Here is a 23,218-nt window from a genome sequence, read left to right as displayed (position 1 = left end):
TAAATCTTAATTATATCCTGGATTCTGATCCAGCGAAGGTAATCTGCGCGTCTCGGAACGAGGAATGGGTACCCAGATCAGTTTTTTGTCTACTACACGGGAAAGATAAGACGATGTGGCCGGAATGGTACGTCTGTAGTAACTCTCACGGTCGGCACCATCGGGGTTCATTCCACGGATTGGTTCACGTTCCGACTCTTCGTAGATGCCCCAGCGACGCACATCGTAGAAACGCCTGTTCTCCCATAAAAACTCCACCATCCGTTCACGTTCAACCGCTTGTTGCACTTCGGCCTTGCTGTTCAATTGATCCGACGACAGGCCGGGTAGTCCGGCGCGGTAGCGAACCAGATTAAAGGAGTTCTTGATCTCATCGATATCTCGGGTAAGCGTATATTGCTGATTACCCAGCTGGATATTATGGCTACCCGTTAAGTTGTTAAGTGCCTCGGCATATGACAGCAAGATCTCTGCGTACCTGATAATGGGGTATGCTTTCGGTATATGACGTGCCCCGGTACCGTTAAATGCATCATAGGGGTGATTATACTTCTTGATCACATAGCCCGTGATCGGGTAGTTTGGCGAAGTCGCAGTAACACCTCCCCTGCCGTCAACATCCTGGTAGTAATATTTTGCTGTGTGCATATGCTGTGTTGTGCTGGACAATGCCTGCCAAACCGCTTCATTAAAACCTACAGAGGCATAAAAGCGCATCTCTCTGTTGTCGTACATTTTAAATACGCCGGCGTTCATCGGGTATCCTGAGAACGACTTCGGCTGTTCGGTAAAAAGATCGTCAAAGGTTCCTCCCGCAGGAAGGTCGGCTACCGCCTCAAAGTACGTATCACCACGCGCTTCTTCTCTGGTGCGACCGTCTGCCATCAGGTAAGCATCTACCACCTTTTGTGTCACGCAGAAACGTCCCCAGCCACCCAGCGAGGGAGGAAAAGAGCCCCGGCTGATATACTCGTTGAGATAGGAGGTGTTTCTACCCCAGATCAGTTCCTTATTAATCGCCGATACGGCTTCCCCGGTAAAAATATCAGAATAGGATCTGAAAGGATCGATTCCTGCGGCTCCATCAGGATAGCTACCATAGAAATTCGGATCAGTGGTTACCCCTACAGGGAGTGCAGGAGTATTCTCATCTGCTTTTACCGTATAGAGCTTATAAATGCCCATATCGATCACCCTTCTGGCAGCTGCTGCCGCCAATGCCCAGCGACTTTCATCGTATTGCTGGGATACGTAGTGTACACCATCCGTGGAGCGCTTCCAACTTCCAAAATAGGAACTGGCAACAGGTCCACCGTTAAACAATGGACTGGCATGAATCAGTCTTAGTCTTGCGATTAAGCCATAAGCAGCTCCTTTGGTCGGGCGACCGAAATCGAGAATACCCACTTCCTCGGGAAGCAGTTCCGCTGCCCTCTCAAACTCACCGCAAACATATTCCATTGCTTCGTCGTAGGTTGCTCTCGGACGATCGTAATATTCCAACGACTCGTTGGTATTTACCACTTCATCTCCCAGAAGAATTGGCGGGCCATAGTCCACCAATAAGTTATAGTAGGCATATGCGCGGATAAAGCGTGTATATCCTTCAATCCGTAGCCGGTCGGCGGTGGTCAGATCTCTGGGCATACCAAGATTTTGCAGAACATTATTTGTCTTACGGATGATTTTGTAAAAGTTGTTCCATTGATTCAGGTTGGGGTTGGAATCTCCAAAAAAATCAGGAGTAATGCGCCCGGTAGCAAAATCCATTCCATAATACACATTGCTGGAACCCCCGCCTGTTAACCCGTTAAATCCTTCATCGGCAGCCATTGGCCCGGGAGTGAAACCAAACCTGATAGTCTGTGATTCGTCTGGAAACATCGCCGCAGCCCCCCACATGTAAGCTTCAATATAGCGGGCATTGACGAATGCTGAATCAATATTAAATTCGTCGTCAAAGTAATTATCTATATTCAGATAATCCTTACAAGAGGTTGTCGCGAAGCTGATTAAAGCCACAACTACTCCCAGGATTATCTTTTTGATACTTATCGAATTCTTCATTGCGCTTTATATTTTGTAATATTATAGATTAAGATATATCTGGACTGCGTAGGTTGTAGGTATCGGGTAAATACGACCGTTCCATGCTGCCTGTTCCGGATCAAAAATTTTCACCTTATCCCAAATGTACAGGTTGTTGCCAACAAATTGCAAGTCGATGGAAGAGACTCCGAACTTCTTAATAAAATCATGATTGAGATGATAATTCAATGTCACTTCCTGTAGACGCAGGTAGCGTGCATCTCCCTCCCAGAAAGTAGAAAGCTGACTGTTATTGGCATTGTTACCATATTGCAGTCGCGGGAAACGTGCATCGGGGTTTTCAGCCAAAGCAGGGTCTATGCCATGTGCCAACGCATAGTCCTTGGGTATCCACCGATTCGCAGGATCGGCAGCCAGGCTGAGCACATTGCCCTGATTACCCTGAAAAAAAGGCATGTAACCCATGCCGTTTACTTCTGTCACACTATTCACGCTAGTGGACTGTCCCACATAAAAGAACGAAGTCTTTCCGGTTCCTTTGAACAACACTCCCAGCGTAAATTTTTTGTAACGCAGCTCCCCGCCTATGCCATACATCGTCAATGGATAATTGCTATGCGTCAAGGGTACTTTATCCATGCTGTTGATCACCCCGTCACCATTGATATCCTTATACTTGATGTCTCCGGGCATCACCGGCCCAAAGGTCTGTTGCGGGCTGTATTTGATATCATCCTCATCTTTGAAGAGACCGAGTGCCTGGTACCCTCGGATGGAGTTGTAGGGGAAACCATTATACTCCAGATAAGGATATTCGAGGTAGGCCTGCTCCCAGTTTTGCACACTGTTTTTTGAATAGGTGAAGTTTCCCCGTACTGTGAAACCCAGCTCGGGAGTAATATCCGTGGAATAACTGATATTTCCGTCGGCTCCGGAACTCTTCATGCGTCCCACGTTGGCAAAGGGGTTGGAGATCACGCCCACGTACTCCGGAACCTGCACCCTTTGTTGAAAGATACCGTTCCGCTGATCTTTGAAAAAATCGATTACAAAATCCAACTTGTTATTAAAAAGCTTGCCTTCAAATCCGAGGTTCGATTTGATTGCCCTCTCCCAGGCAAGGTTGTCTGCCCCGATACGTGTCTCGCTTATTGTCTCAATTCCCGGTACACCCCATACAGATCCGGTACCTTCGTTGACCTTGGTCAAATAAGGAAAACGTATACTGGTGATGCGGTCGTTTCCCACACTACCGTATGAAGCTCTGATCTTGAAATAATTCATCCATGGCGCAGCCTCCTGCATAAAATCATAGCTTGTCGGCACCCATCCCAAGGCAATTGATGGAAAAAATCCATATTGCCTGCCCGGCTGAAAATTCTCGGATCCGGTGTACCCAAAGTTAGCATCCAAGAAATAAGTGTCACGGAAACCATAAGTCAACCTGCTTGAAACTCCCTGATAACGCAGTGGAATGGCTTCGAGGTTGTTTGTCGCGTCTTGCGAATGCTTGGCGTCACTGATGTAATAATAAACCAACGCTGATGTGCGGTGATCCTCTCCGAAGATCTTATCATAATTAAGTACAGCTTCCAGGTGATACTTGCGATACTGTTGGGTGGATTTGCTGTAGGAAGCGCTTTTCGCCTGTACTCTTTCAAGCATGATGAGTGAGCCGTCGTAATTACGTCCGGTAGCTTCGTAGAGAGAGGGTTGAATATATCTTCTCTCTGAGAAGAAGCTGTGAATATCGTAGGCTCCCTGAATCCTGAATTTCAACCCATCCAACAGACTGGAGAGATCCTGGCTCAATGCCAACGTAGCCTTCCCTTTAAACGCCTGGTCAGAGGCTTTCCCGGTACGGTTGATCATCACATATGGAGAGGATTGTGCAGCATCGCCGATACCGGGGTAGAGACCGTTGGAATAGATTGTAGGGATAGCCAGCGGAGTGAGCCGGGCCTGCGCGTTCCAGATATAACTCGTATTTGCGATTCCCGGCTGATCAAACTGAGAATAGAAACCATCTGAACCAAAGTAGACAGTAGTCGTGTTGGTGAGGTTCAGGTCGAGGTTTATCCTGTAATTGTAGGTATCGTACCCTACATTGGAGCTGTAAATACTGTTTTTATCTACGTTATAAGCAGCGGATTCACTGCTTGCACCCAGGCTGAGAAAATAACGGGCTACCTCACTCCCACCCCGTCCACTCACGTAATAGCTGTGGCGCCAAAAGTTATTTTTCAGAATTTCGTCCTGCCAGTTTACATCCGGGTACATATCCGGATCCATACCATACTGGATGATTCCCATCTCCGTATCGTCGTACAGGGGGGCATCACCACGAACTACACTGGCTTCGTTAGCCAGCTGGGCATAATCATAGGCACACAAATAATCCGGTAGACGGTTTAGTCCCGATAAGGTAAGATTTGCCCTGCCTGTAATCTGTATGCGGTCTACGGTCCCTTTTTTGGTGGTGACCAGCACCACCCCATTGGCTCCTCTTACTCCATATACAGCGGTAGCAGCGGCATCTTTCAGGATGGAGAAGCTCTCGATATCGGCGGCATCTATCGTGTTGAGGTCACCCTCCAAACCGTCTATAAGCACGAGAGCACTGCTGCTGGCACCGAATGTACCGATGCCGCGCACCCAAAACTCTGATATGTTCTTTCCCGGTTCACCACTGTTTTGCAAGGAGATTACGCCTGCCGCCCGACCACCAAGCAAGTTGGCGATAGATGGAGCCGGGGATTGGAGTTCTTTCACGCCCACCGTAGTGATAGCCCCCGCGGAACTGATTTTTCTTTCTTTTGCTCCCAAGCCGACTACGACGAATTCCTCCAGTCCCACTCCCATTTCGGTGAATTGCATGACCAGGTTATCAACAGATTTTATTGAGACGTGCTCCATCGGCTCATAGCCTACGAAAGTAAAAACCAACCGGTCGCCATATTCCACTTTAATGGAGAATTTTCCCTTGTCATTACTGGCAATGCCTGCAGTGGGTCTGTCCTTCACATATATTGAAACACCTGGAAGGGGTTTGCCAAGCTCATCGAGCACGGTACCGGAGATACTTAATTGTTCTGTTTGTTGTGCGTAAGCAACCGTATGCAAAAGGCACAAGGAAAGGACACACAAAGTGTGGATAATCTTCATTTTATCAGTAGATTTATTATTCTATAACCAATTTGCGAATCCGGGCGTTTCCCCAATCGGCAATATAAATTTCTCCCAGTTCATTGATGGCGACACCCCAGGGGTTTCTGAAAAGTGATTGCACTGGGCCACCATCTTTGTAGCCTGCAGTACCCGGCTGGCCGGCCACTGTGGAGACAATGCCATCGGCAGAGAGCATGCGGACACAATGGTTTCCGTAGTCAGCGATAAACATGTTTCCATCGTTATCGAACTTGATATCTTTGGGATAGTTAAATAAGGCGTCTTCGACGGGGCCATCACGAAAGCCACTTCCTCCCGGTGCATTCAGACGTTTAAACCCGCTATCGGGATTACGTAGATCAAGCATCATGATACCCTGTCTGAATTCCACGGGGCTTGCATTGGAATGCAGGGTAATATAGAGTTCCCATGGCTTCTTGGGGTTAATACCTTGTCCATATTGCGATCCGTAAGGGCCTTGGTGAATGATCGTGGCCTCATACGTATCCGGATTAATTCTGGCGATCTTTCCATCCCGGAATCGGGTATAGAGATGATTGTCGTAAGGACTGAACGTAACAAAGTTGGCATAACGGTCGTTCCACACGATCGAAGCATAGTCTGATGCAGAGAATTTGGCGTTTCGCTGACGGGGGTTCCATGCTTCGCGAGGATCAAAGGAGAAGAACACCTCCGGCACCGATTCATGAGAAGCAGTAAGGATACCGGTCGCACGGTCCACTGTAAGTCCGTTTGCGTATAATACACGTTCTGTTGTCGTTTTGGCCTCATATAATGCGGTAACTATATTTTCCTTTTCACTGATCCGGGCTACCCCCCAGGTACCGCCATCGCGCCATGACATAAAGAGATTCCCTTCGGCATCCAGGTCCAGATACTTTCCATACACATGAGCCTGATCGAGTGGCCCCTCGAGGAAATCTTGCGTGCCGTTCCCGGTCACCGTGGTTACCTGTGCCTGCGGAGTATACAGAAAGGATTCATCGTATGTGGCAGAATTTTCACCCACCACCACCTTGATTACCGGTTTATCGCCCGGCAGGCGGGGTACGATAGCGTAAATACGATTACCGCTGGAAGAAACCACTGCCGCTTTCTTGTTGTTGAAATAGACTTCAATCCGGCTGGCATCTGTCCCGAAGTTCTCTCCATTTAATAGGATCTTATCTTTCGCTCCTCCCTCAGTCGGTGAAAAGGTTGTCACGACAACCGGTTTCGAGGGATCATGTAGTTGTCCGGAATGTGTTTCCGCATCGTTTTTGCAGGATAACAGTAAAAAAAGAGCCATTAAAGTCGAAACGGTACACCATAACAGCCATGCTCTACAAATATTAAACACTTTCATATTACTTAATATGCCAATTTTATTTGTGGGATTTCAGGGCACAAAGGTCTGTTATAAATGTTACAGAACGGCTACACTTGCGCTACGTTTTTGTTAAGATTTTAGGGCACATAAAAAAACGGGGCTGAGGCCCCGTTTCGACTTGTTTATAGTTGATTGAGTTAATACCGTTTTTTATTTTTTCGCTTTTTCCCGCCAAATTCAGATTTAGCTCTCCCATTTCCTGATCTCTCAGCCTCCTGTGCCAGCTGTACAATCAGCTTCCGGTCTTCTATATACATGCCGCGAAAAGTATTGACAATTTTTCCCGCAAGCTCTTCCGGTACTTCAAAAAAGGAAAAGTTTTTCATCAGGTCGATACGTCCTACTGGTACCTTCCCCTTTACATTGTCGTTAATAAAGCCCATGAGGGTGGCAGGGTTCACATTATCAATTTTACCCACGTTGATAAACAAACGGGTATATCCTTTCTCAGCCTTACGTGATCCATTCTCCTGTCTCTCTCCTCTTTTTCCGCGTGATTCATCGCGCCCCCGTCTGGATGGGTATTCCTGCGGTTGTTCTATTTCTTCCGCCAGCTGATAATACTCAATTAAACGATTAAACTCCAGGGAAACAATACGTTTAATAATATCCTCCTTCTCCAGCCATTCCAGTTTACGAAATATGGAAGGCAACAAACGTTCTATCTCCCCTTCGTTTACCTTTACCTTTTCAACCTTATCCACAAAGTTGAACAACTGTTTCTCGCAAATCACATCCCCTTTGGGAATTTCTCTTTTCTCAAATTTCTTGTTGATCAGTTTTTCGATCTGTGTAACTTTCCCTTTCTCCTTGGTATGGATGATGGATATTGAGGTACCTGTCTTTCCAGCTCTGCCGGTTCTCCCGCTGCGATGCGTGTAGATCTCGAAGTCGTCGGGCAATCCGAAGTTGATGATATGGGTCACGTCGTCCACATCCAGTCCGCGTGCAGCCACATCGGTCGCAACCAAAAGCTGGAGATTGTGATTCCGGTATTTTGCCATCACAAAGTCACGCTGTGCCTGCGAGAGATCACCATGCAATGAATCTGCATCATAGCCGTCCTGGAGTAGCTTGTCGGCTATTTCCTGGGTTTCTTTGCGGGTACGGCAGAAGATGATACCGTAAATATTGGGATAGTAATCCACGATACGCTTCAATGCCAGGTATTTGTCTTTGGCATGCACCATGAAGTAGATGTGTCGCACGTTTTGTGCTCCTTCATTTTTTCGACCGATAGTAATCTCTATCGGATCCTGCATATACTTCCGGGTAATCTTTTCAATCTCCTTCGGCATCGTAGCAGAAAACAGCAACATGCTCCGCTCCTGCGGCAGATAGGAAAGAATTTCATCGATGTCCTCAGAGAAACCCATGTTCAGCATCTCATCTGCTTCATCCAGCACCATGGTATGTACGTTACTGAGTGATACTGTCTTACGCTTAATCAGATCGATAAGTCTTCCGGGGGTAGCCACGATGATATGGACCCCTCTTTTCAGGGTACGTATCTGACTTTCGATGCTCGATCCGCCATATACCGGAAGAATCTTTATATCTTCCACATATGCAGAATAGTCGGTGAGGTCACCCGCGATCTGTAAACAGAGTTCCCGCGTGGGGCAGAGAATAAGAGTCTGTGGTGACAGCAAACCGATGTCTGTTTTCTGAATAATTGGAATCCCGAAAGCAGCTGTTTTTCCGGTTCCTGTTTGTGCGAGCGCGATAATATCGCGTGTGTTGGCCAGCAACTGAGGAATTACCTCTGTCTGTACCGGCATGGGCTGTTCGAATCCCAATTCCGCAACCGCTTGCTGAATTTCAGGGATTATACCCAGTTCTTGAAATGTACTCATTTGTATAAATTATAAATGTGGGTGTATTGATCTTTCTCCGTACTCCACATTACCAACTTTATAAAGATGAGAGAAAATTCAATGTCTGTCTGTGATTTTTGGGGATGATTATAACCTGTTTTGGTAAAGGATATAAAAACCACCTAAAAAAAATCGGCTGCAAAGGTATGAAAATAAATCGAATAAATGTGAATCAGAAAGGATAAAGTAGGAATTTTCTTAATAAATTTCTTTTGCCGCTCGTCACTCTAAGTTCTTTCTCCAGATAATTGTCCACAGATCCATATTGTTGTTTGATGTAATCTACCACATAATTGAGATAGGCCCTGTTGACCGACAACATCGCCGTTACGGCTTCTTGCATTGATTCGGAAAGGTTTCTGGCATCTATTTCAGCTTTGGCCGGATCAATATGCTGATTGGAGAGCATATAATCCTGCTCAATGGTACTCTGCGGCACTCCTATGGCATATAAAATAAAATAAGTGGCTATTCCCACACCGTCTTTGCCCAATGAACCTGACAAAAGGACGGGATAATTACTATCATTGGCAAGCAGATCGAACATTTCAGCAAACTGAGTTTTATGATTTTCTACCAGATTTATATACTCCTCCTGCACATACCGGATGGCATCGCTGCGATCGAAATGTTCATCTTTCATTTGTTCATCCAGCTTTCCTGCATCCATGGGAGCCAGGGGTAAAGCTATTTTTCTGATGGATGGATGAAGGAGTATTGGATATTTTCCTGCAGTTCTTTCGGAACGAAAATCAATTACCGTCTTTATTTTCAACCGGCGGATACGTTCCTGATCATAAAGGGTAGCGTTGCTGAGATTCCCGGAACGATAGATCTCACCCCATTTCATCTGCCGGTTGTCGGTTGTAAAGTAACCGCCGACGTCGCGGAAATTTTTGATGTTATTCATCTCAATAACCCGGTTTGCCACCACACCCGACTGTACACCAGCCGTACGCAAAATGAAATACTCCCTTAAACCTGAGCCTGTGGGATTCACGCGGAGTACCTGATCGGCAATACGTGACGTAGCCACCGGCGTAAAACTTGTAAGGGAACTGTCGGTAAGCGAGGAGTAGATATCTATGCTTCCTTCCTGATCGGGACTGACTTCCCATTTGAGCAGAAAGTCCCCTTCCCGGTCTTTCTCTACCACGGACGTTATCTTTACTGTCGACATACAGGAGTAAGTCAGAAAAATCAGCAAGCAAGCAGATAGTATGGAATATAGTTTCTTCACCTTCCCAATATATAGAAACAAAAGTATAAAAACTTTGTTCTACAAAAAGAGGTAAAAAAGAGTATTAACAATATATAATTATTCATTTTTCTTTTTAATACTTTATTTTTTAGTTCATTGAGACAATTTTGGAAGAAACTGATAATTGTGGATAACTTGTGCAGGAATTGTAGAAAGAAATTGATAATTTGTTTTTTTTATTCAAAACCGATTTTGGAATAAAAATATTTTGCATATCTACAAATTTATTATACATTTTTTACGGCAAAGTTTCCATTGCTTTTCAACAGACCAATAGGGAAGAAAACGAAATAAATTATTAACTTTGCCTTTTGTGAACAGCAGTTGAAAACTTTTATAGATTGCTGATTATGAATAGAAAAAGTAATATATATCTGTTGAAAACAAATGATATCATTCCGCATTTATTCGATAACCTTTTTCGGATAAATTAGAATATAAATTAATCAACAATTTCAACAGGCAATCATTATCATCATATTTCTTTTTTTATTTAAAACTATATATATAATAAATAGATTATGACAAAGGAAGAGATCATTCAAAATATAAATCTATTAAGAAAAGAAAAAAATGCCATTATTTTGGCGCATTACTACCAGGAATCCGATATACAGGATATCGCCGATTTTGTAGGGGATAGTCTTGCACTGGCTCAATGGGCAGCGAAAACCAAGGCAGATATCATTGTACTGTGTGGTGTTCACTTTATGGCAGAAACAGCAAAAATTCTAAGTCCTGAAAAGAGGGTATTTATTCCCGATTTGATGGCCGGTTGTTCTTTGGCGGAGAGTTGTCCAGCAGATGACTTTGAGAAATTTGTGCAGTCCCATCCAGACTATACCGTGATCTCCTATGTGAATACAAGTGCAGCGGTGAAAGCATTGACTGATATCGTTGTTACATCAACAAATGCCAAGCAGGTAGTTGAATCACTTCCAGAAGAAGAAAAGATAATTTTCGGTCCCGATAAAAACCTTGGTGATTATATCAATAAACTCACGGGAAGGAGTATGTTGCTCTGGGATGGTGTCTGTCACGTGCATGCACAATTTTCGCTTGAGAGAATACTGGCTTTAAAAAAAGAATATCCGGAGGCCTTACTCCTTGCTCACCCCGAATGTCCGAAATATTTGCTTGAAGTGGCTGACCACGTAGGTTCTACTTCATCCCTACTTAAATATGCCACTCATTCTGATAAAAAACAGTTTATCGTTGCTACCGAAGCAGGTATATTACACCAGATGCAAAAAGAGAATCCCGACAAGCTGTTTATCCCGGCACCACCGGAAGATTCCACCTGTGCCTGCAACGAATGTTTTTATATGAAAATGAATACATTGGAGAAGCTATATCTGTGTCTTAAAAATGAAAAGCCGGAGATTTTTGTAGAAGAGGAGATCAGGCTAAAAGCCGTGAGACCCATTGAACGGATGTTGGAAATATCGGCTCGTCATGGTTTATAAAAAGCTATATTTAGCAAGAGATCCCTTGAATTGATAAACTGATCCCTTTTTTGTACCTTTGCACCCGCAAAAAAATAAAAATATTTGCTTTGCCTCCATTCCTCGTTTTTTAGACAAAGCACACTTAAAGTAAAACAACATGGCACTTCAATGTGGTATCGTGGGACTTCCCAATGTAGGTAAATCCACCCTTTTCAACTGTCTGTCGAATGCAAAAGCCCAGGCAGCGAATTTTCCTTTTTGCACTATTGAACCAAATGTAGGTGTGATAACAGTTCCCGATGAAAGATTGAATAAACTGGCCGAGCTTATTCATCCCCAAAAGATTGTGCCAACCACGGTAGAGATAGTAGACATTGCCGGCCTTGTGAAGGGTGCAAGTAAAGGGGAAGGACTAGGTAATAAATTCCTGGCCAATATTAGGGAAACAGATGCCATTTTGCATGTACTGCGTTGTTTTGACGATGAAAATGTGACACATGTAGATGGAGTTGTTGATCCGGTGAGGGACAAAGAAATCATCGATGCCGAGCTGCAGTTGAAAGACCTTGAGACGATAGAAGCCCGTATTGCCAAGGTGGAAAAACAGGCAAAGACGGGAGGCGACAAGGAGGCTAGACTGGCTTTTGAGGTATATGCCAGAATTCGTGAAGCTTTGTTGCGCGGCGAATCGGCACGAACAGTGGAGTTTGAAACCAAAGATGAAAAAAAGACTGCTCAGGGCCTTTTTTTACTTACTGCGAAACCGGTAATGTATGTATGCAATGTAGACGAAACAAGTGCTGTAGATGGGAATGCATACGTTGAAGCTGTGCGTGAGGCTATAAAAAATGAAAATGCCCAAATACTGATCGTAGCAGCCAAGATTGAATCGGAGATAGCAGAATTTGATACTTATGAAGAGCGTCAAATGTTTTTGCAGGAAATAGGTCTCGAGGAATCGGGGGTGAACCGGCTTATCAAATCGGCCTACCGCCTTTTAAACTTGCAAACTTTTCTCACGGCCGGTGTGCAGGAGGTCCGCGCCTGGACGTTCGAAAAAGGGTGGAAAGCACCGCAGTGTGCCGGAGTGATTCATACCGATTTTGAAAAAGGATTTATTCGCGCCGAAGTAATCAAGTATGCTGACTATATTGCCTACGGTTCGGAGAATGCAGTCAAAGAGGCCGGTAAAATGAGCGTGGAAGGAAAAGAATATGTCGTACAGGACGGCGATATCATGCACTTCCGGTTTAATGTGTAGAATTTTCCGAAGAACACACGAACTTTAAACTTAACCAGAGCTTAAACAATCAGTTCATCAAAACCTGTTTATGTTTAATGTAAATTAAAAACCTATTTTTTATAACTTTTAATTTTTTATGCTGTATAACATATAAAAAAATTTGTAATTAATCGTTTAACTTGTTTTTTTTGCATTAAAATCTGTTATCAGGTATAACTACACAACGGAATGTTAAAAAAGGTATCCTTAAAAACAATTGCGTCTGAAATTGGTGTCTCTTCGGCTACCGTTTCTCTTGTGCTGAATGGAAAAAACCAGCATGGAAGGGTAAGCAAGGAGATGTCTCAGCGGATATTGGATAAAGCAGCCGAACTGAATTATATTCCCAATAGTCTTGCGAAAGGATTGAAAATAGGGCACTCAAAATCCATCGGATTAATTGTGGCCGATATATCTAACGTGTTTTTTGGAACGCTGGCACTGCATATCCAGAATTATGCTGAAAAAGAGGGATATACTGTAATTATCGGGAATACCAACGAAAAATTGGACGAAATGCAAAAAATGATCACATTCCTCAATTCACGCCAGGTTGACGGACTTATTATTACTCCTGCCGAGGGAGGTGAGAAAATAATCCAATCGCTGTTGGAAATTAAAAAACCCCTTGTTCTGGTTGACAGAAGCTTTCCCGATTTAGAAGCTTCATCGATATTAATCAATAATTTTGACATTTGCTATCACTCCACAAAGCAACTGTTGGAAAAGGGTTGTAAAAATCCGGCATTCATATCCTATAAACAAAATCAGTTTCATATGAATGAGCGGAAAAGAGGTTTTGTGAAAGCCGTGGAAGAGGCTGGTGTATACAATCCTGAAAATTTGAAGGAAGTGAGTTATCAATCATTAAGAGAGGATATTGAACTTGCTGTTTCGCAATTATTAAACCTTCCCAACAAAGTGGATGCCTTTTTCTTTGCAACCAATTCAATTTCAATTGCAGGAATTAAATCCTTATCGAAAAGAGGGCTAATCATTCAGAGAAACATACAGGTTATGTGTTTTGATGAAGCCGAAGCCCTCGAGTTACTTACTTACCGGATTCCCTATATTAAACAACCGATCGAAGAAATGGCAAAGAAATCACTGAAAGTTCTGTTTGACCAGATTGAAAAAAATGAAACCGGTGTCCAGAAATTCTACCTGGATGCAAAATTGATCGATTGAAATTTAAGTTAAACGTTTAATAAAACACAACAGTGTAAAATTTTGCTGGTCCCTGGAGAAGGAATATTTACACGCTATTCTATCGGTTTGTAGAGAACAATAACTTAAAACAAATGAGGGAGCTTACACTTTTATAAATTTACTCAGACAAAAATGATGAAAACAAATTATCCAAAAATTGGTATTCGCCCTATTATTGATGGCCGCCGGGGTGGTATCAGAGAGTCGTTGGAAGAAACGACTATGAATCTTGCTTTGAGTGCTGCCGAATTGTACAGAGAAAATCTGAGATATCCCGACGGAACACCTGTAGAATGTGTAATTGCGGATAGTTGTATAGGAGGAGTGAAGGAAGCAGCATTGTGCGCAGAAAAATTTGAAAGAGAAAATGTAGGTGTTTCCCTGTCAGTAACACCCTGCTGGTGTTACGGTTCAGAAACAATCGATATGAATCCGCTGATTCCGAAAGCAATCTGGGGATTTAATGGTACGGAACGCCCCGGGGCAGTCTATCTTTCCGCCGCTTTGGCGGTACATAACCAAAAGGGTTTGCCTGCCTTCGGTATTTATGGAAAAGATGTGCAAGATGTGGGAGACAATACTATTCCTGATGATGTGCGAGAAAAGCTTCTACGTTTTGCCAGAGCGGGACTTGCTGTGGCGATCATGCGTGGAAAATCTTATCTCTCCATTGGATCTGTTTCCATGGGAATTGGCGGTTCGATGACGAATCCGGACTTTCTGCAGGAATATCTGGGAATGCGAACTGAGTTCGTGGATGCCACCGAGATATTGCGCCGGATTCAGTTGGGAATATATGACCAGGATGAATTCAAAAAAGCGATGCAATGGACGAAAGAAAAATGCATGTGTCGCGAAGGGGAAGATTACAATCCAGTTCACCTGAAGCATAATCGTGAGCAGAAGGATAAAGATTGGGAATTTGTAGTGAAAATGACCCAGATCTTCCGTGATCTGATGATCGGAAATCCGGTGCTTGACAGGATGGGTTACGGGGAAGAGGCTTTGGGACATAACGCTATTGCCGGCGGTTTTCAGGGTCAGCGTCAGTGGACCGACTTTCTGCCCGATGGTGATTTTTCCGAAGCCATTCTCAACTCTTCCTTCGACTGGAACGGCATCCGCAAACCTTATACTTTTGCTACGGAAGATGACCACCTCAATGGGATCAGTATGCTGTTTAATCAGCTACTGACAAACAGATCACAAATTTTTGCCGATGTACGTACCTACTGGAGCCCTGAAGCCATTGAACGGGTCAGCGGATGGAAACCGGATGGTTTATTGAAACAAGGGGCTATTTTTCTTAAAAACTCCGGTTCCTGTACCCTTGATGGTACCGGCCAGCAGTCCGACGCCAATGGCAATCCGGTGATGAAGCCTTTCTGGGAGATTACCGGTGAAGAAGTGGAAAAAATGCTGGAAGCTACAACCTGGTATCCAGCATCGCTAGAATATATGCGAGGCGGAGGATACTCTTCCCAATTTCTTACGAAACCGGGTATGCCGGTCACCATGAGCCGCATAAACCTGATTAAGGGTCTGGGGCCGGTATTACAGATTGCTGAGGGATGGACGGCCACCTTTCCCGATCATGTTTTTCGCCTGATAGATGGGCGTACCGATAAGACATGGCCTTCTACGTTCTTCGTACCACGTATTACCGGAAAAGGGCGATTCGCCAATGTCTATGAGGTGATGAACTACTGGGGAGCAAATCACGGGGCCATAAGCTACGGACACATCGGGGCGGACCTTATTACACTCGCGTCGGCTTTGTCTATACCCGTGAATATGCATAATGTGGATGAAACCAGTATATTCCGACCCGATGCATGGTCGGCTTTTGGTTCCGATCACGAAGGATCCGACTATCGTGCTTGTGCCGCTTACGGTCCTCTTTACAGATAAATTTAAAATGAGGTTTTAAGGCAAAAATCGTCAAATTTTAAAGAATTTAATGAATACACAATGAAGAAAGAATTTAAATTTTTGAAAGTAGGCACTCTTTTTTTAAGTTTACTGCTAACCCTTCCCCTGTTTTCACAGACCGGATCTATGGGGGATATGTTTGAACTTGCACAAATAAAATCGGGCCTAAAGAACAAAAGGATCTCCAGTACCGATAAAACAGGAGGGAACAGAGATCGCCTCGAGCCGTTTCAGCCTGGTGAAAAAAGAACTATTGCGGAAATAAATGGTGTGGGTGTTATAAACCATATTTGGATTACTATTGCTCCACCACCCGACCAACTCAGTAGAAATGATATAATTATCAGGATGTATTGGGACGGAAACGATTATCCATCCGTGGAATCGCCTATCGGGCCTTTTTTCGGCCAAGGATGGAATGAAAGCTATAATTATGCTTCTCTACCTTTGTCTGCAGGACCAAAAGAGGGAACCGGACTGAGCTGTTATTTCTCTATGCCATTCGAAAAGGGTGCTAGGATTGAGATTGAGAACCAAAGCGACAAAACGATTAACGCCTTCTATTTCTATATCGATTTTCTGGAGATGGCAGAGCTTCCCGAGGGAATGGGCCGCTTTCATGCCTGGTATAATCACAGCCTGTCCAAAGCCTTGCCCGAAGGAGAAACCGAGTGGGCGCTGACAGGTGAGTGGAAACCCAATACCCAGTTAGACCGGAATTATGTTTTCATTGAGACCAAAGGGAAAGGGCATTTTGTCGGGATCAATTACTACGTGCACTCCCCTACTCCCATGTGGTATGGAGAGGGGGATGACATGTGGTTTATCGACGGAGAGAAGACCCCTTCCCTGATCGGTACCGGTACGGAGGACTTCTTCAACACTTCCTGGTGTCCGAAAGAGCCGTTCTCACATCCTCATTTCGGTTATCCGAGAGTGAATAACGATGTAGGCTGGTTGGGACGAACCCATGTATACCGCTTCTTTATCAATGATCCCATCTTCTTTGAAACGGAAGTAAAAGGAACCATTGAGACCGGTCACAATAACAACCTCACCCTTGATCTTGCCACTGTGGCGTACTGGTACCAGGATAGCGCAGCGATGCTTCCTCCTGCTCCGTCGAAAGCACAACGCCAGCCGAAGCCCTTTATCAACCACATGGATATGCACCGCTGGAGAGATGCATGGCGGAAAGCAAAAGGGAATGATCCCCAATTGTGGGGAAATGAGTAAGGATAAAAACCAGGAAATGTTCTATTACCAATGATTACAATTTTTTTTGATAATTGAAAAAAACTAGGAACTTTCATGACCAATCGCAGATCATTTATTAAGAAAATGGGTTTGGGAACCCTTGCCGCTTCAGGTGTTTCCGGTCTCCTGCCCGCTGATAAAAACCTGTTGAGGGCAAATAACACGGAGACGTTGCATTTTCAACTTGAAAAGACGGAACGTGACTTTAACGGTGAATACCGGAATGAATACTTGAGTAAAGTGGCTTTCCCAATCGGTGGAATCGGTGCTGGCATGTTTTGCCTGGAAGGTACTGGTGCGATTTCCCATCTTTCCGTGAACAACAGGCCGGAGATCTACAGCGTGCCCTATGCCTTTGCAGCCATCAGCGTGAAAGGACTGGAAAAAGGCGCCAAGGTGCTGGAGTCAACTGTTCCAACCTGGAAGCTGTTTGGGCCGAGGGGAAGCGGAAACGGGCTGGGTAACCGCAATTACGGACTACCCAGGTTTTCCAGAGGGTCCTTTCTGGCTCGATTTCCCTTTGCTACAATCAAGCTGAAGGACAGTGATATTCCACTCGACGTGCAAATAGAGGGATGGAGTCCCTTTGTACCCACCGATGAGGACAATTCCAGCCTGCCGGTAGGCGTCTTGGAATATTCGTTTAAAAACAACGGTAGGCAGGAGATTGAAGCCGTTTTCTCCTATAATGCCCGGAATTTTATCGATGATAAGGGAACGATTGTACCACAGAGGAATGGTTTCCGTCTAACCAAGGCAGTTGCAAACGGAGAGACTCATCCTGGTGGTTTTGCCATCTATCTCGACGACGACAGCGCAGTCACCGACCATTGTTGGTTCAGGGGTGGCTGGTTCGATGCCCAGACCATCCTGTGGGACAACATCAGGGAGGGAAAGGTGGTGAACCATCCTCCCATTGAGGGGATTGCTCCAGGTGCATCTGTCTATCTGCCATTCATATTGAATCCGGGCGAGGAGAAAACCATCAAGGTGAACTTCTGCTGGTATATGCCGAAATCGGATCTTTCAATCGGTCATCCCATTGTGACGGGTAATGCTTTTACGGGCAAAACCACCAGACAAGCAGTTAAAAACCAACAGACGGTTTCCGGTTATCAGGGAGCAGGCTTATTGAACTCCTTTGACCCGGGAGGTGATGGCCAGGTGGGCATACTGATCTCTCCCCCCTTCCCTATTAACAGACGGTACCTGAAATTCCTGATCGGTGGCGGAAATAAGAAAGAACTTACCTCGGTCAATCTCGTGATCGAGGACAAAATTGTGAAATCAGCCTCCGGGAACAACAGTGAACTGCTGACCGGACAGATATGGGATCTGAAAGGATATCAGGGCAAAGAAGGCCGACTGAAATTCGTGGATCTCGACACCTATGGATGGGGGCATATTCTTGCCGATCAGTTTATCCTGACCGACAATCCGGAAGAATCGATGAGGAATCCGTCAGAGACCGCAATCCTACTTGCTGATTTTGAAAAGGAGAACCTTGAGGGATGGGAAAGAATCACTCCCGAACAACTCGATATACCGGATGCGAAGGATCCCTACTACAGGCCCTGGTATGCAAAGCGATTCCGCAATCTGGACGAGTTGATAAGTTACTGGAACAACCAGAAGGAAAAATTGAAAAGTTATTCCGGACTGTTCCGTGATGCTTTTTACCGCTCTACCTTGCCGGCAGAGGTGCTGGAGGCGGTGGCGGCCAACCTGACCATCCTTAAATCTCCCACTATACTGCGTGTTGCCGATGGCAGACTATGGGCATGGGAAGGCTGTAACGACGAGGCCGGTTGTTGTCATGGTAGCTGTACCCATGTATGGAATTACGCTCAGGCAATTCCCCATCTCTTCCCGGCACTGGAGAGAACACTTCGTGAAACGGAGTTCCTGGTAAGCCAGGATGAACAGGGACATCAGAACTTCCGGTCTAACATTCCCATCTCACCCACCACGCACGACTTCCATGCGGCCGCCGACGGTCAGTTGGGAGGAATAATGAAGGTTTACAGGGACTGGCGTATCAGTGGTGATACGGAATGGATGAAACGTCTATTTCCCTTTGTGCAGAAGAGTATCGACTATTGTATCCGTACCTGGGATCCGAAAGAAAAGGGCTATCTGGAGGAGCCTCACCACAATACCTATGACATTGAGTTCTGGGGACCGGACGGAATGTGCACAAGCTTTTACCTGGGAGCATTGACTGCCATGATCGCCATGTGTAAAGAGCTGAATCTACCCATTAGCCGCTACGAAAAACTGTTGCGTAAAGGGAAAAGCTATATGGAGAATGAACTCTTCGACGGGGAGTATTTCATCCAGAAAATTATCTGGGAGGGTCTACAGGCACCCAATCCTGCAGAAGTACAGTCATTCGGTGGAAATTATTCCGATGAGGCAGTGACATTGCTGAAGAAGGAAGGTCCCAAATACCAGTATGGTTCCGGATGCCTTTCAGACGGGATCCTGGGCATGTGGATGGCATCGGTCTGCGGGCTGACGGAAGGGATTGAGGATGAAAAAGTGAAAAGTCACCTGACGGCTGTACACCGATACAATCTGAAACATACGCTGGAAGATCACTACAATCCGCAGCGGCCTACTTATGCCTGCGGTGAAGATGGAGGACTGCTTCTTTGTACCTGGCCGAAGGGAGGTGCCCTGTCGCTCCCCTTTGTCTACAGCAACGAGGTATGGACCGGAATTGAATATCAGGTAGCCAGCCATCTGATGCTGAAGGGAGAGGTGGAAAAAGGGCTGGATATCGTGCGTACCTGCAGGCAACGTTACGACGGGACGGTACGCAACCCCTTCAACGAGTATGAATGCGGACACTGGTATGCCCGTGCCATGGCAAGTTATGGCATGTTGCAGGGACTTACAGGTGTAAGATACGATGCGGTTGACAAGACGCTCCATATCGATTCAAAAATTGGTGATTTCACCTCTTTCCTATCAACCGAAAAAGGTTTTGGCACAGTATCTCTGAAAAACGGTACACCCTACCTCAACGTTCTGTATGGTAGAATAGAGGTGAATAGGATTCATGTTGGAGCAACAAAAACTGATTGATCCAACCGATCCCACATCAAACAGAAAATTCCAGTAATATTCAATCGGGTAATCTAATAATTGTATAAATTTAACTTAACGCGTTGACAAAAAAATTATTTATTATGAATCTAAAAACATTTTATCTAACGCTAATCGCATTCATCGCGATTTCCTTTTCACTGATTAATGCCCAGAATCGCGATTTTAACGGCCTGGATATGAACATGGGTAACCTCTATCGCTTGTCCAATTCGGAGTCCCGGTCCATCAGTCCGGAAAACTTCACCGGAGAGAAGGGAAAGGGCGGCATGGCTACTCCCGATACTGATGCTCCCCGCAATACTGCCAACGCCACCCATGCTTCCCGTGATCTGGGACAGGGATGGAAAGTGAATCCCTACGTCACCATTCAGCCGGGAGAGACATTCACCATGGCTGAGATAGAGGGTTCCGGTGCCATACAGCATATATGGATGACTCCCACCGGTAACTGGCGCTTCTCTATTATCCGCATATATTGGGATGATGAGACCGAGCCCTCTGTGGAAGTGCCGGTAGGACATTTTTTCGGCATGGGATGGAATGAATATGCCCATCTTAACTCACTACCGGTGACAGTCAACCCAGGAAGCGCCTTCAATTGTTACTGGACCATGCCGTTCCGCAAAAAAGCACGTATTACCATGACCAACATCAACGACGGGCAGCCGATGAATCTCTACTATCAGATCGATTATACGCTTACGGAGGTGCCGGATGATGCCGCCTATTTCCATGCACAGTTCCGCAGGACCAGGGTGAATACTACATCCGATTACACCATCGTGGATGGTATCAGGGGGGAAGGACATTACGTGGGAGTTTACATGGCCTGGCAGGTGAACAACAATGGCTGGTGGGGTGAAGGCGAAGTCAAATTCTTCATGGATGGAGATAAAAAGTTCCCTACCATCATAGGGACTGGTACGGAGGATTATTTCTGCGGTTCCTACAATTTCGACCGCCAGGGGAAATATGTCCCCTACACCACACCTTACGCGGGACTGGTTCAGGTAATCTCTCCCGATTATGCCTACCGTGCGGGACAACGTTTCGGAATGTACCGCTGGCATGTGATGGATCCTATCCGGTTTAAAAAGGATCTGAAAATCACTATCCAGGATCTTGGCTGGCGACATGGCGGCAGATACCTTCCCCAACAGTCCGACATCTCCTCCACTGCCTTCTGGTATCAGAATGAACCACATGCTGCCTTCCCCAAGCTACCCGGTTGGCAGGAACTCGAAATGAACTAATCAAACAATAAATTTTTCATAATGCGTACGATCATAACCACATTGCTTTTATCAATCCTGCTGCTGACAGGTACTACCATCCTGCAGGGACAAAACAGCCCCTTCCGCTGGAGCAGCGAACTGGAGCAGCTGAAAAGAGTGGATCAGCTCCCTCTCTACAGAGAACGGCAGCTCATTGAACAGGAATCGAGTTACGACCGTACCGGTGGTAATAACGATGGCTTCTCGGGACAATACTCTTATATCCGAAAGGAGGGAAATAACCTGGTGCTGGCGGACTTCACCGGACCGGGCGTGGTGAACAGGATCTGGACCCCCACCCCAACCAGCGACACACTTCTCTTCTTTTTTGATGGTGAGGATAATCCGCGTCTGAAGATCTGTTTCATGGATCTTTTTAGCGGTAAGGTATATCCCTTCGTGAAACCGGTGGTGGGCAATGAAATTGGCGGATACTACAGCTATATCCCCATTCCGTTTCAAAAATCACTCAAGATTGTCTTTCAGGGTGATCATCTGATGTTTCATCAGATACAATATCGTAATCTGCCCGGCAAGAAGGTGGAAAGCTGGACCGGTGAGTTTTCACCCTCCGACAAGAATCTCCTGTCGGAGGTAGCAACCCTTTGGGCAGACATCACCCCCTCTGTAAAGAACTATAATGCAGGCCTCTCTGAAGGTGGCCGGATGGTAGAGAAAACCCTGACCCTGCAGCCCGGAGAGGAGGTTTCCTTCTTTGAAAAGGATGGTGGCGGTCGCATCGTCGGGTTTGAGATAGACGGAGGAACTGCCTTCGAGGGTATATACAAGGACGTGTTGTTATCTGCATCGTGGGACAAAGAGAAGATAGAAGCGATCTACGCCCCTGTAGCCGATTTCTTCGGATATGCATATGGCAAGCCGGCCATGCGTAGCATTCTCATGGGACGGCAGGCTACCACGAACTACTGCTACCTGCCGATGCCATTTGACCGTTCGGCATCCATGAAGCTGATCTATAAAATGAGGGAAGGAGTACAGCAGAATCCCCTCACGGTTACCACGAGGGTATATTACAACGACAACGGACGTAACCCGAAGAGCGAGGGAAAGCTATACAGCCTATGGAGACGCGGGAAACCGGAACTGGGTGAGTTCTATACCTTTCTGGAGGCCAGAGGTAAAGGTCACTACGTGGGTACAATCCACAGCGCGCAGGGACTTCGACCAGGCATGACACTATTCTTCGAAGGAGATGATTCCACTTTTGTCGATGGTAAGATGCGTATGCACGGTACCGGATCCGAAGATTATTACAATGGAGGCTGGTATGCCTTGCTTGATCGCTGGGATCGTGGCATCAGCATGCCAATTCATGGCTCGCTCGATTATTCCCTGCCCATGAACCGTACCGGTGGCTATCGTTTTTTCCTCTCGGATAAGCTTTCATTTGAAAGTGAAATTTTCCATGGAATGGAACATGGGGAGGTGGGGAACAATTTTCCCGTGGACTACACCTCCATAGCTTTTTATTATACCGATCGACCGCCGAAGGAACGGATGGAGCCGGTAGAGATATTGAGGGAAGTGTATTTGCCATCCAAACATGTCTATTTTCCCCAGCTAATGGAATTAACCCTTGTGAAAGGTATTCAGGTGATCCTCGACAGAGGACTTGCCCTCACCTCCTTCGGTAAGGGTGCTGTAAGAGTGATGTTGGACGATGTGCCGGAGGGTAGGTACAGGGTACTTCTCAATTACCACGAAAGCCCCAAAGGTGCCGATTTCCAGATATGGCAACGTCAGAAACAGCTTTCGGACTGGATACCAACCAAAGCAGGAAAAGACGGTTACAGGGAGAATGTACATGTTGGGGATATACAACTCACTCCCCAGACGAATTCCATCACAGTACATGTCAGAGACAACGGGAAAGCCAATCTTTTTGAACTCACACTTATCACACTTGAACGGATAGAGTAGGATGACTGAAGAAACG

At 45.7% G+C, this 23,218-nt stretch carries 13 protein-coding genes; 8 read left to right on the top strand and 5 right to left on the bottom strand.

Annotated elements, in window-relative coordinates; translation table 11 throughout:
* Positions 1–6 precede the first annotated feature (6 nt).
* The 5 genes from AC1HCU_RS13390 to AC1HCU_RS13370 all read right to left on the bottom strand — a co-directional run bounded on the left by AC1HCU_RS13390 (position 7) and on the right by AC1HCU_RS13370 (position 9,664).
* On the bottom strand, positions 7–2,067 hold the full coding sequence (locus AC1HCU_RS13390; protein WP_480366716.1) for a RagB/SusD family nutrient uptake outer membrane protein: 2,061 nt from the start codon (positions 2,065–2,067) through the stop codon (positions 7–9).
* 21 nt (positions 2,068–2,088) lie between these two features.
* Positions 2,089–5,214 (bottom strand): SusC/RagA family TonB-linked outer membrane protein, encoded by a 3,126-nt coding sequence (locus AC1HCU_RS13385; RefSeq protein ID WP_286860305.1) that lies wholly within the window; start codon positions 5,212–5,214, stop codon positions 2,089–2,091.
* 16 nt (positions 5,215–5,230) lie between these two features.
* Positions 5,231–6,526 carry an IPT/TIG domain-containing protein gene (locus AC1HCU_RS13380; protein WP_480366714.1) on the bottom strand — a complete coding sequence of 432 codons (1,296 nt, stop codon included), beginning with the start codon at positions 6,524–6,526 and terminating at the stop codon, positions 5,231–5,233.
* Positions 6,527–6,744: 218 nt separating this feature from the next.
* Positions 6,745–8,463, bottom strand: a complete 1,719-nt coding sequence (locus AC1HCU_RS13375; RefSeq protein ID WP_286860300.1) for a DEAD/DEAH box helicase — start codon at positions 8,461–8,463, stop codon at positions 6,745–6,747.
* A 193-nt stretch (positions 8,464–8,656) separates the two neighbouring features.
* Entirely contained in the window at positions 8,657–9,664 is a 1,008-nt protein-coding gene (locus AC1HCU_RS13370; RefSeq protein ID WP_286860299.1) for a tyrosine-protein phosphatase, read from the bottom strand.
* Positions 9,665–10,266: 602 nt separating this feature from the next.
* On the opposite strand from AC1HCU_RS13370, the gene nadA reads away from it, so the two are divergent.
* The 8 genes from nadA (at position 10,267) to AC1HCU_RS13330 (ending at position 23,202) form a co-directional block, all read left to right on the top strand.
* On the top strand, positions 10,267–11,211 hold the full coding sequence (nadA, locus tag AC1HCU_RS13365; protein ID WP_286860296.1) for a quinolinate synthase NadA: 945 nt from the start codon (positions 10,267–10,269) through the stop codon (positions 11,209–11,211).
* Positions 11,212–11,350: 139 nt separating this feature from the next.
* The gene (gene ychF, locus AC1HCU_RS13360; RefSeq protein ID WP_286860294.1) at positions 11,351–12,454 is read left to right on the top strand and encodes a redox-regulated ATPase YchF; all 1,104 of its coding nucleotides are present in this window, start codon (positions 11,351–11,353) and stop codon (positions 12,452–12,454) included.
* A gap of 210 nt (positions 12,455–12,664) precedes the next feature.
* Positions 12,665–13,663, top strand: a complete 999-nt coding sequence (locus AC1HCU_RS13355; RefSeq protein ID WP_480366712.1) for a LacI family DNA-binding transcriptional regulator — start codon at positions 12,665–12,667, stop codon at positions 13,661–13,663.
* A 156-nt stretch (positions 13,664–13,819) separates the two neighbouring features.
* On the top strand, positions 13,820–15,595 hold the full coding sequence (locus tag AC1HCU_RS13350) for an L-fucose isomerase (protein ID WP_480371214.1): 1,776 nt from the start codon (positions 13,820–13,822) through the stop codon (positions 15,593–15,595).
* A 60-nt stretch (positions 15,596–15,655) separates the two neighbouring features.
* Positions 15,656–16,852 carry a glycoside hydrolase family 172 protein gene (locus AC1HCU_RS13345; protein ID WP_480366711.1) on the top strand — a complete coding sequence of 399 codons (1,197 nt, stop codon included), beginning with the start codon at positions 15,656–15,658 and terminating at the stop codon, positions 16,850–16,852.
* Positions 16,853–16,927: 75 nt separating this feature from the next.
* Positions 16,928–19,963, top strand: coding sequence for a GH116 family glycosyl hydrolase (locus AC1HCU_RS13340; protein WP_480366710.1), 3,036 nt, complete (start codon positions 16,928–16,930; stop codon positions 19,961–19,963).
* Between the two features lie 104 nt (positions 19,964–20,067).
* Entirely contained in the window at positions 20,068–21,240 is a 1,173-nt protein-coding gene (locus tag AC1HCU_RS13335; protein WP_480366709.1) for a glycoside hydrolase family 172 protein, read from the top strand.
* Between the two features lie 21 nt (positions 21,241–21,261).
* Positions 21,262–23,202 (top strand): glycoside hydrolase family 172 protein, encoded by a 1,941-nt coding sequence (locus AC1HCU_RS13330; RefSeq protein ID WP_480366708.1) that lies wholly within the window; start codon positions 21,262–21,264, stop codon positions 23,200–23,202.
* The last annotated feature ends 16 nt before the right edge of the window (positions 23,203–23,218 follow it).

It is taken from the genome of Proteiniphilum sp. LBM24028, from assembly GCF_056629195.1.
The sequence above is the reverse complement of the archived record's forward strand: the minus strand, read 5'-3'. Positions and strand labels throughout refer to the sequence as shown.

Coding starts and splice junctions, on each gene's coding strand:
- AC1HCU_RS13345 (WP_480366711.1), top strand. CDS start 15,656: ATGAAGAAAGAATTTAAATTTTTGAAAGTAGGCACTCTTTTTTTAAGT.
- AC1HCU_RS13390 (WP_480366716.1), bottom strand. CDS start 2,067: ATGAAGAATTCGATAAGTATCAAAAAGATAATCCTGGGAGTAGTTGTG.
- ychF (WP_286860294.1), top strand. CDS start 11,351: ATGGCACTTCAATGTGGTATCGTGGGACTTCCCAATGTAGGTAAATCC.
- AC1HCU_RS13340 (WP_480366710.1), top strand. CDS start 16,928: ATGACCAATCGCAGATCATTTATTAAGAAAATGGGTTTGGGAACCCTT.
- nadA (WP_286860296.1), top strand. CDS start 10,267: ATGACAAAGGAAGAGATCATTCAAAATATAAATCTATTAAGAAAAGAA.
- AC1HCU_RS13355 (WP_480366712.1), top strand. CDS start 12,665: ATGTTAAAAAAGGTATCCTTAAAAACAATTGCGTCTGAAATTGGTGTC.
- AC1HCU_RS13330 (WP_480366708.1), top strand. CDS start 21,262: ATGCGTACGATCATAACCACATTGCTTTTATCAATCCTGCTGCTGACA.
- AC1HCU_RS13375 (WP_286860300.1), bottom strand. CDS start 8,463: ATGAGTACATTTCAAGAACTGGGTATAATCCCTGAAATTCAGCAAGCG.
- AC1HCU_RS13370 (WP_286860299.1), bottom strand. CDS start 9,664: ATGTCGACAGTAAAGATAACGTCCGTGGTAGAGAAAGACCGGGAAGGG.
- AC1HCU_RS13385 (WP_286860305.1), bottom strand. CDS start 5,214: ATGAAGATTATCCACACTTTGTGTGTCCTTTCCTTGTGCCTTTTGCAT.
- AC1HCU_RS13335 (WP_480366709.1), top strand. CDS start 20,068: ATGAATCTAAAAACATTTTATCTAACGCTAATCGCATTCATCGCGATT.
- AC1HCU_RS13380 (WP_480366714.1), bottom strand. CDS start 6,526: ATGGCTCTTTTTTTACTGTTATCCTGCAAAAACGATGCGGAAACACAT.
- AC1HCU_RS13350 (WP_480371214.1), top strand. CDS start 13,820: ATGAAAACAAATTATCCAAAAATTGGTATTCGCCCTATTATTGATGGC.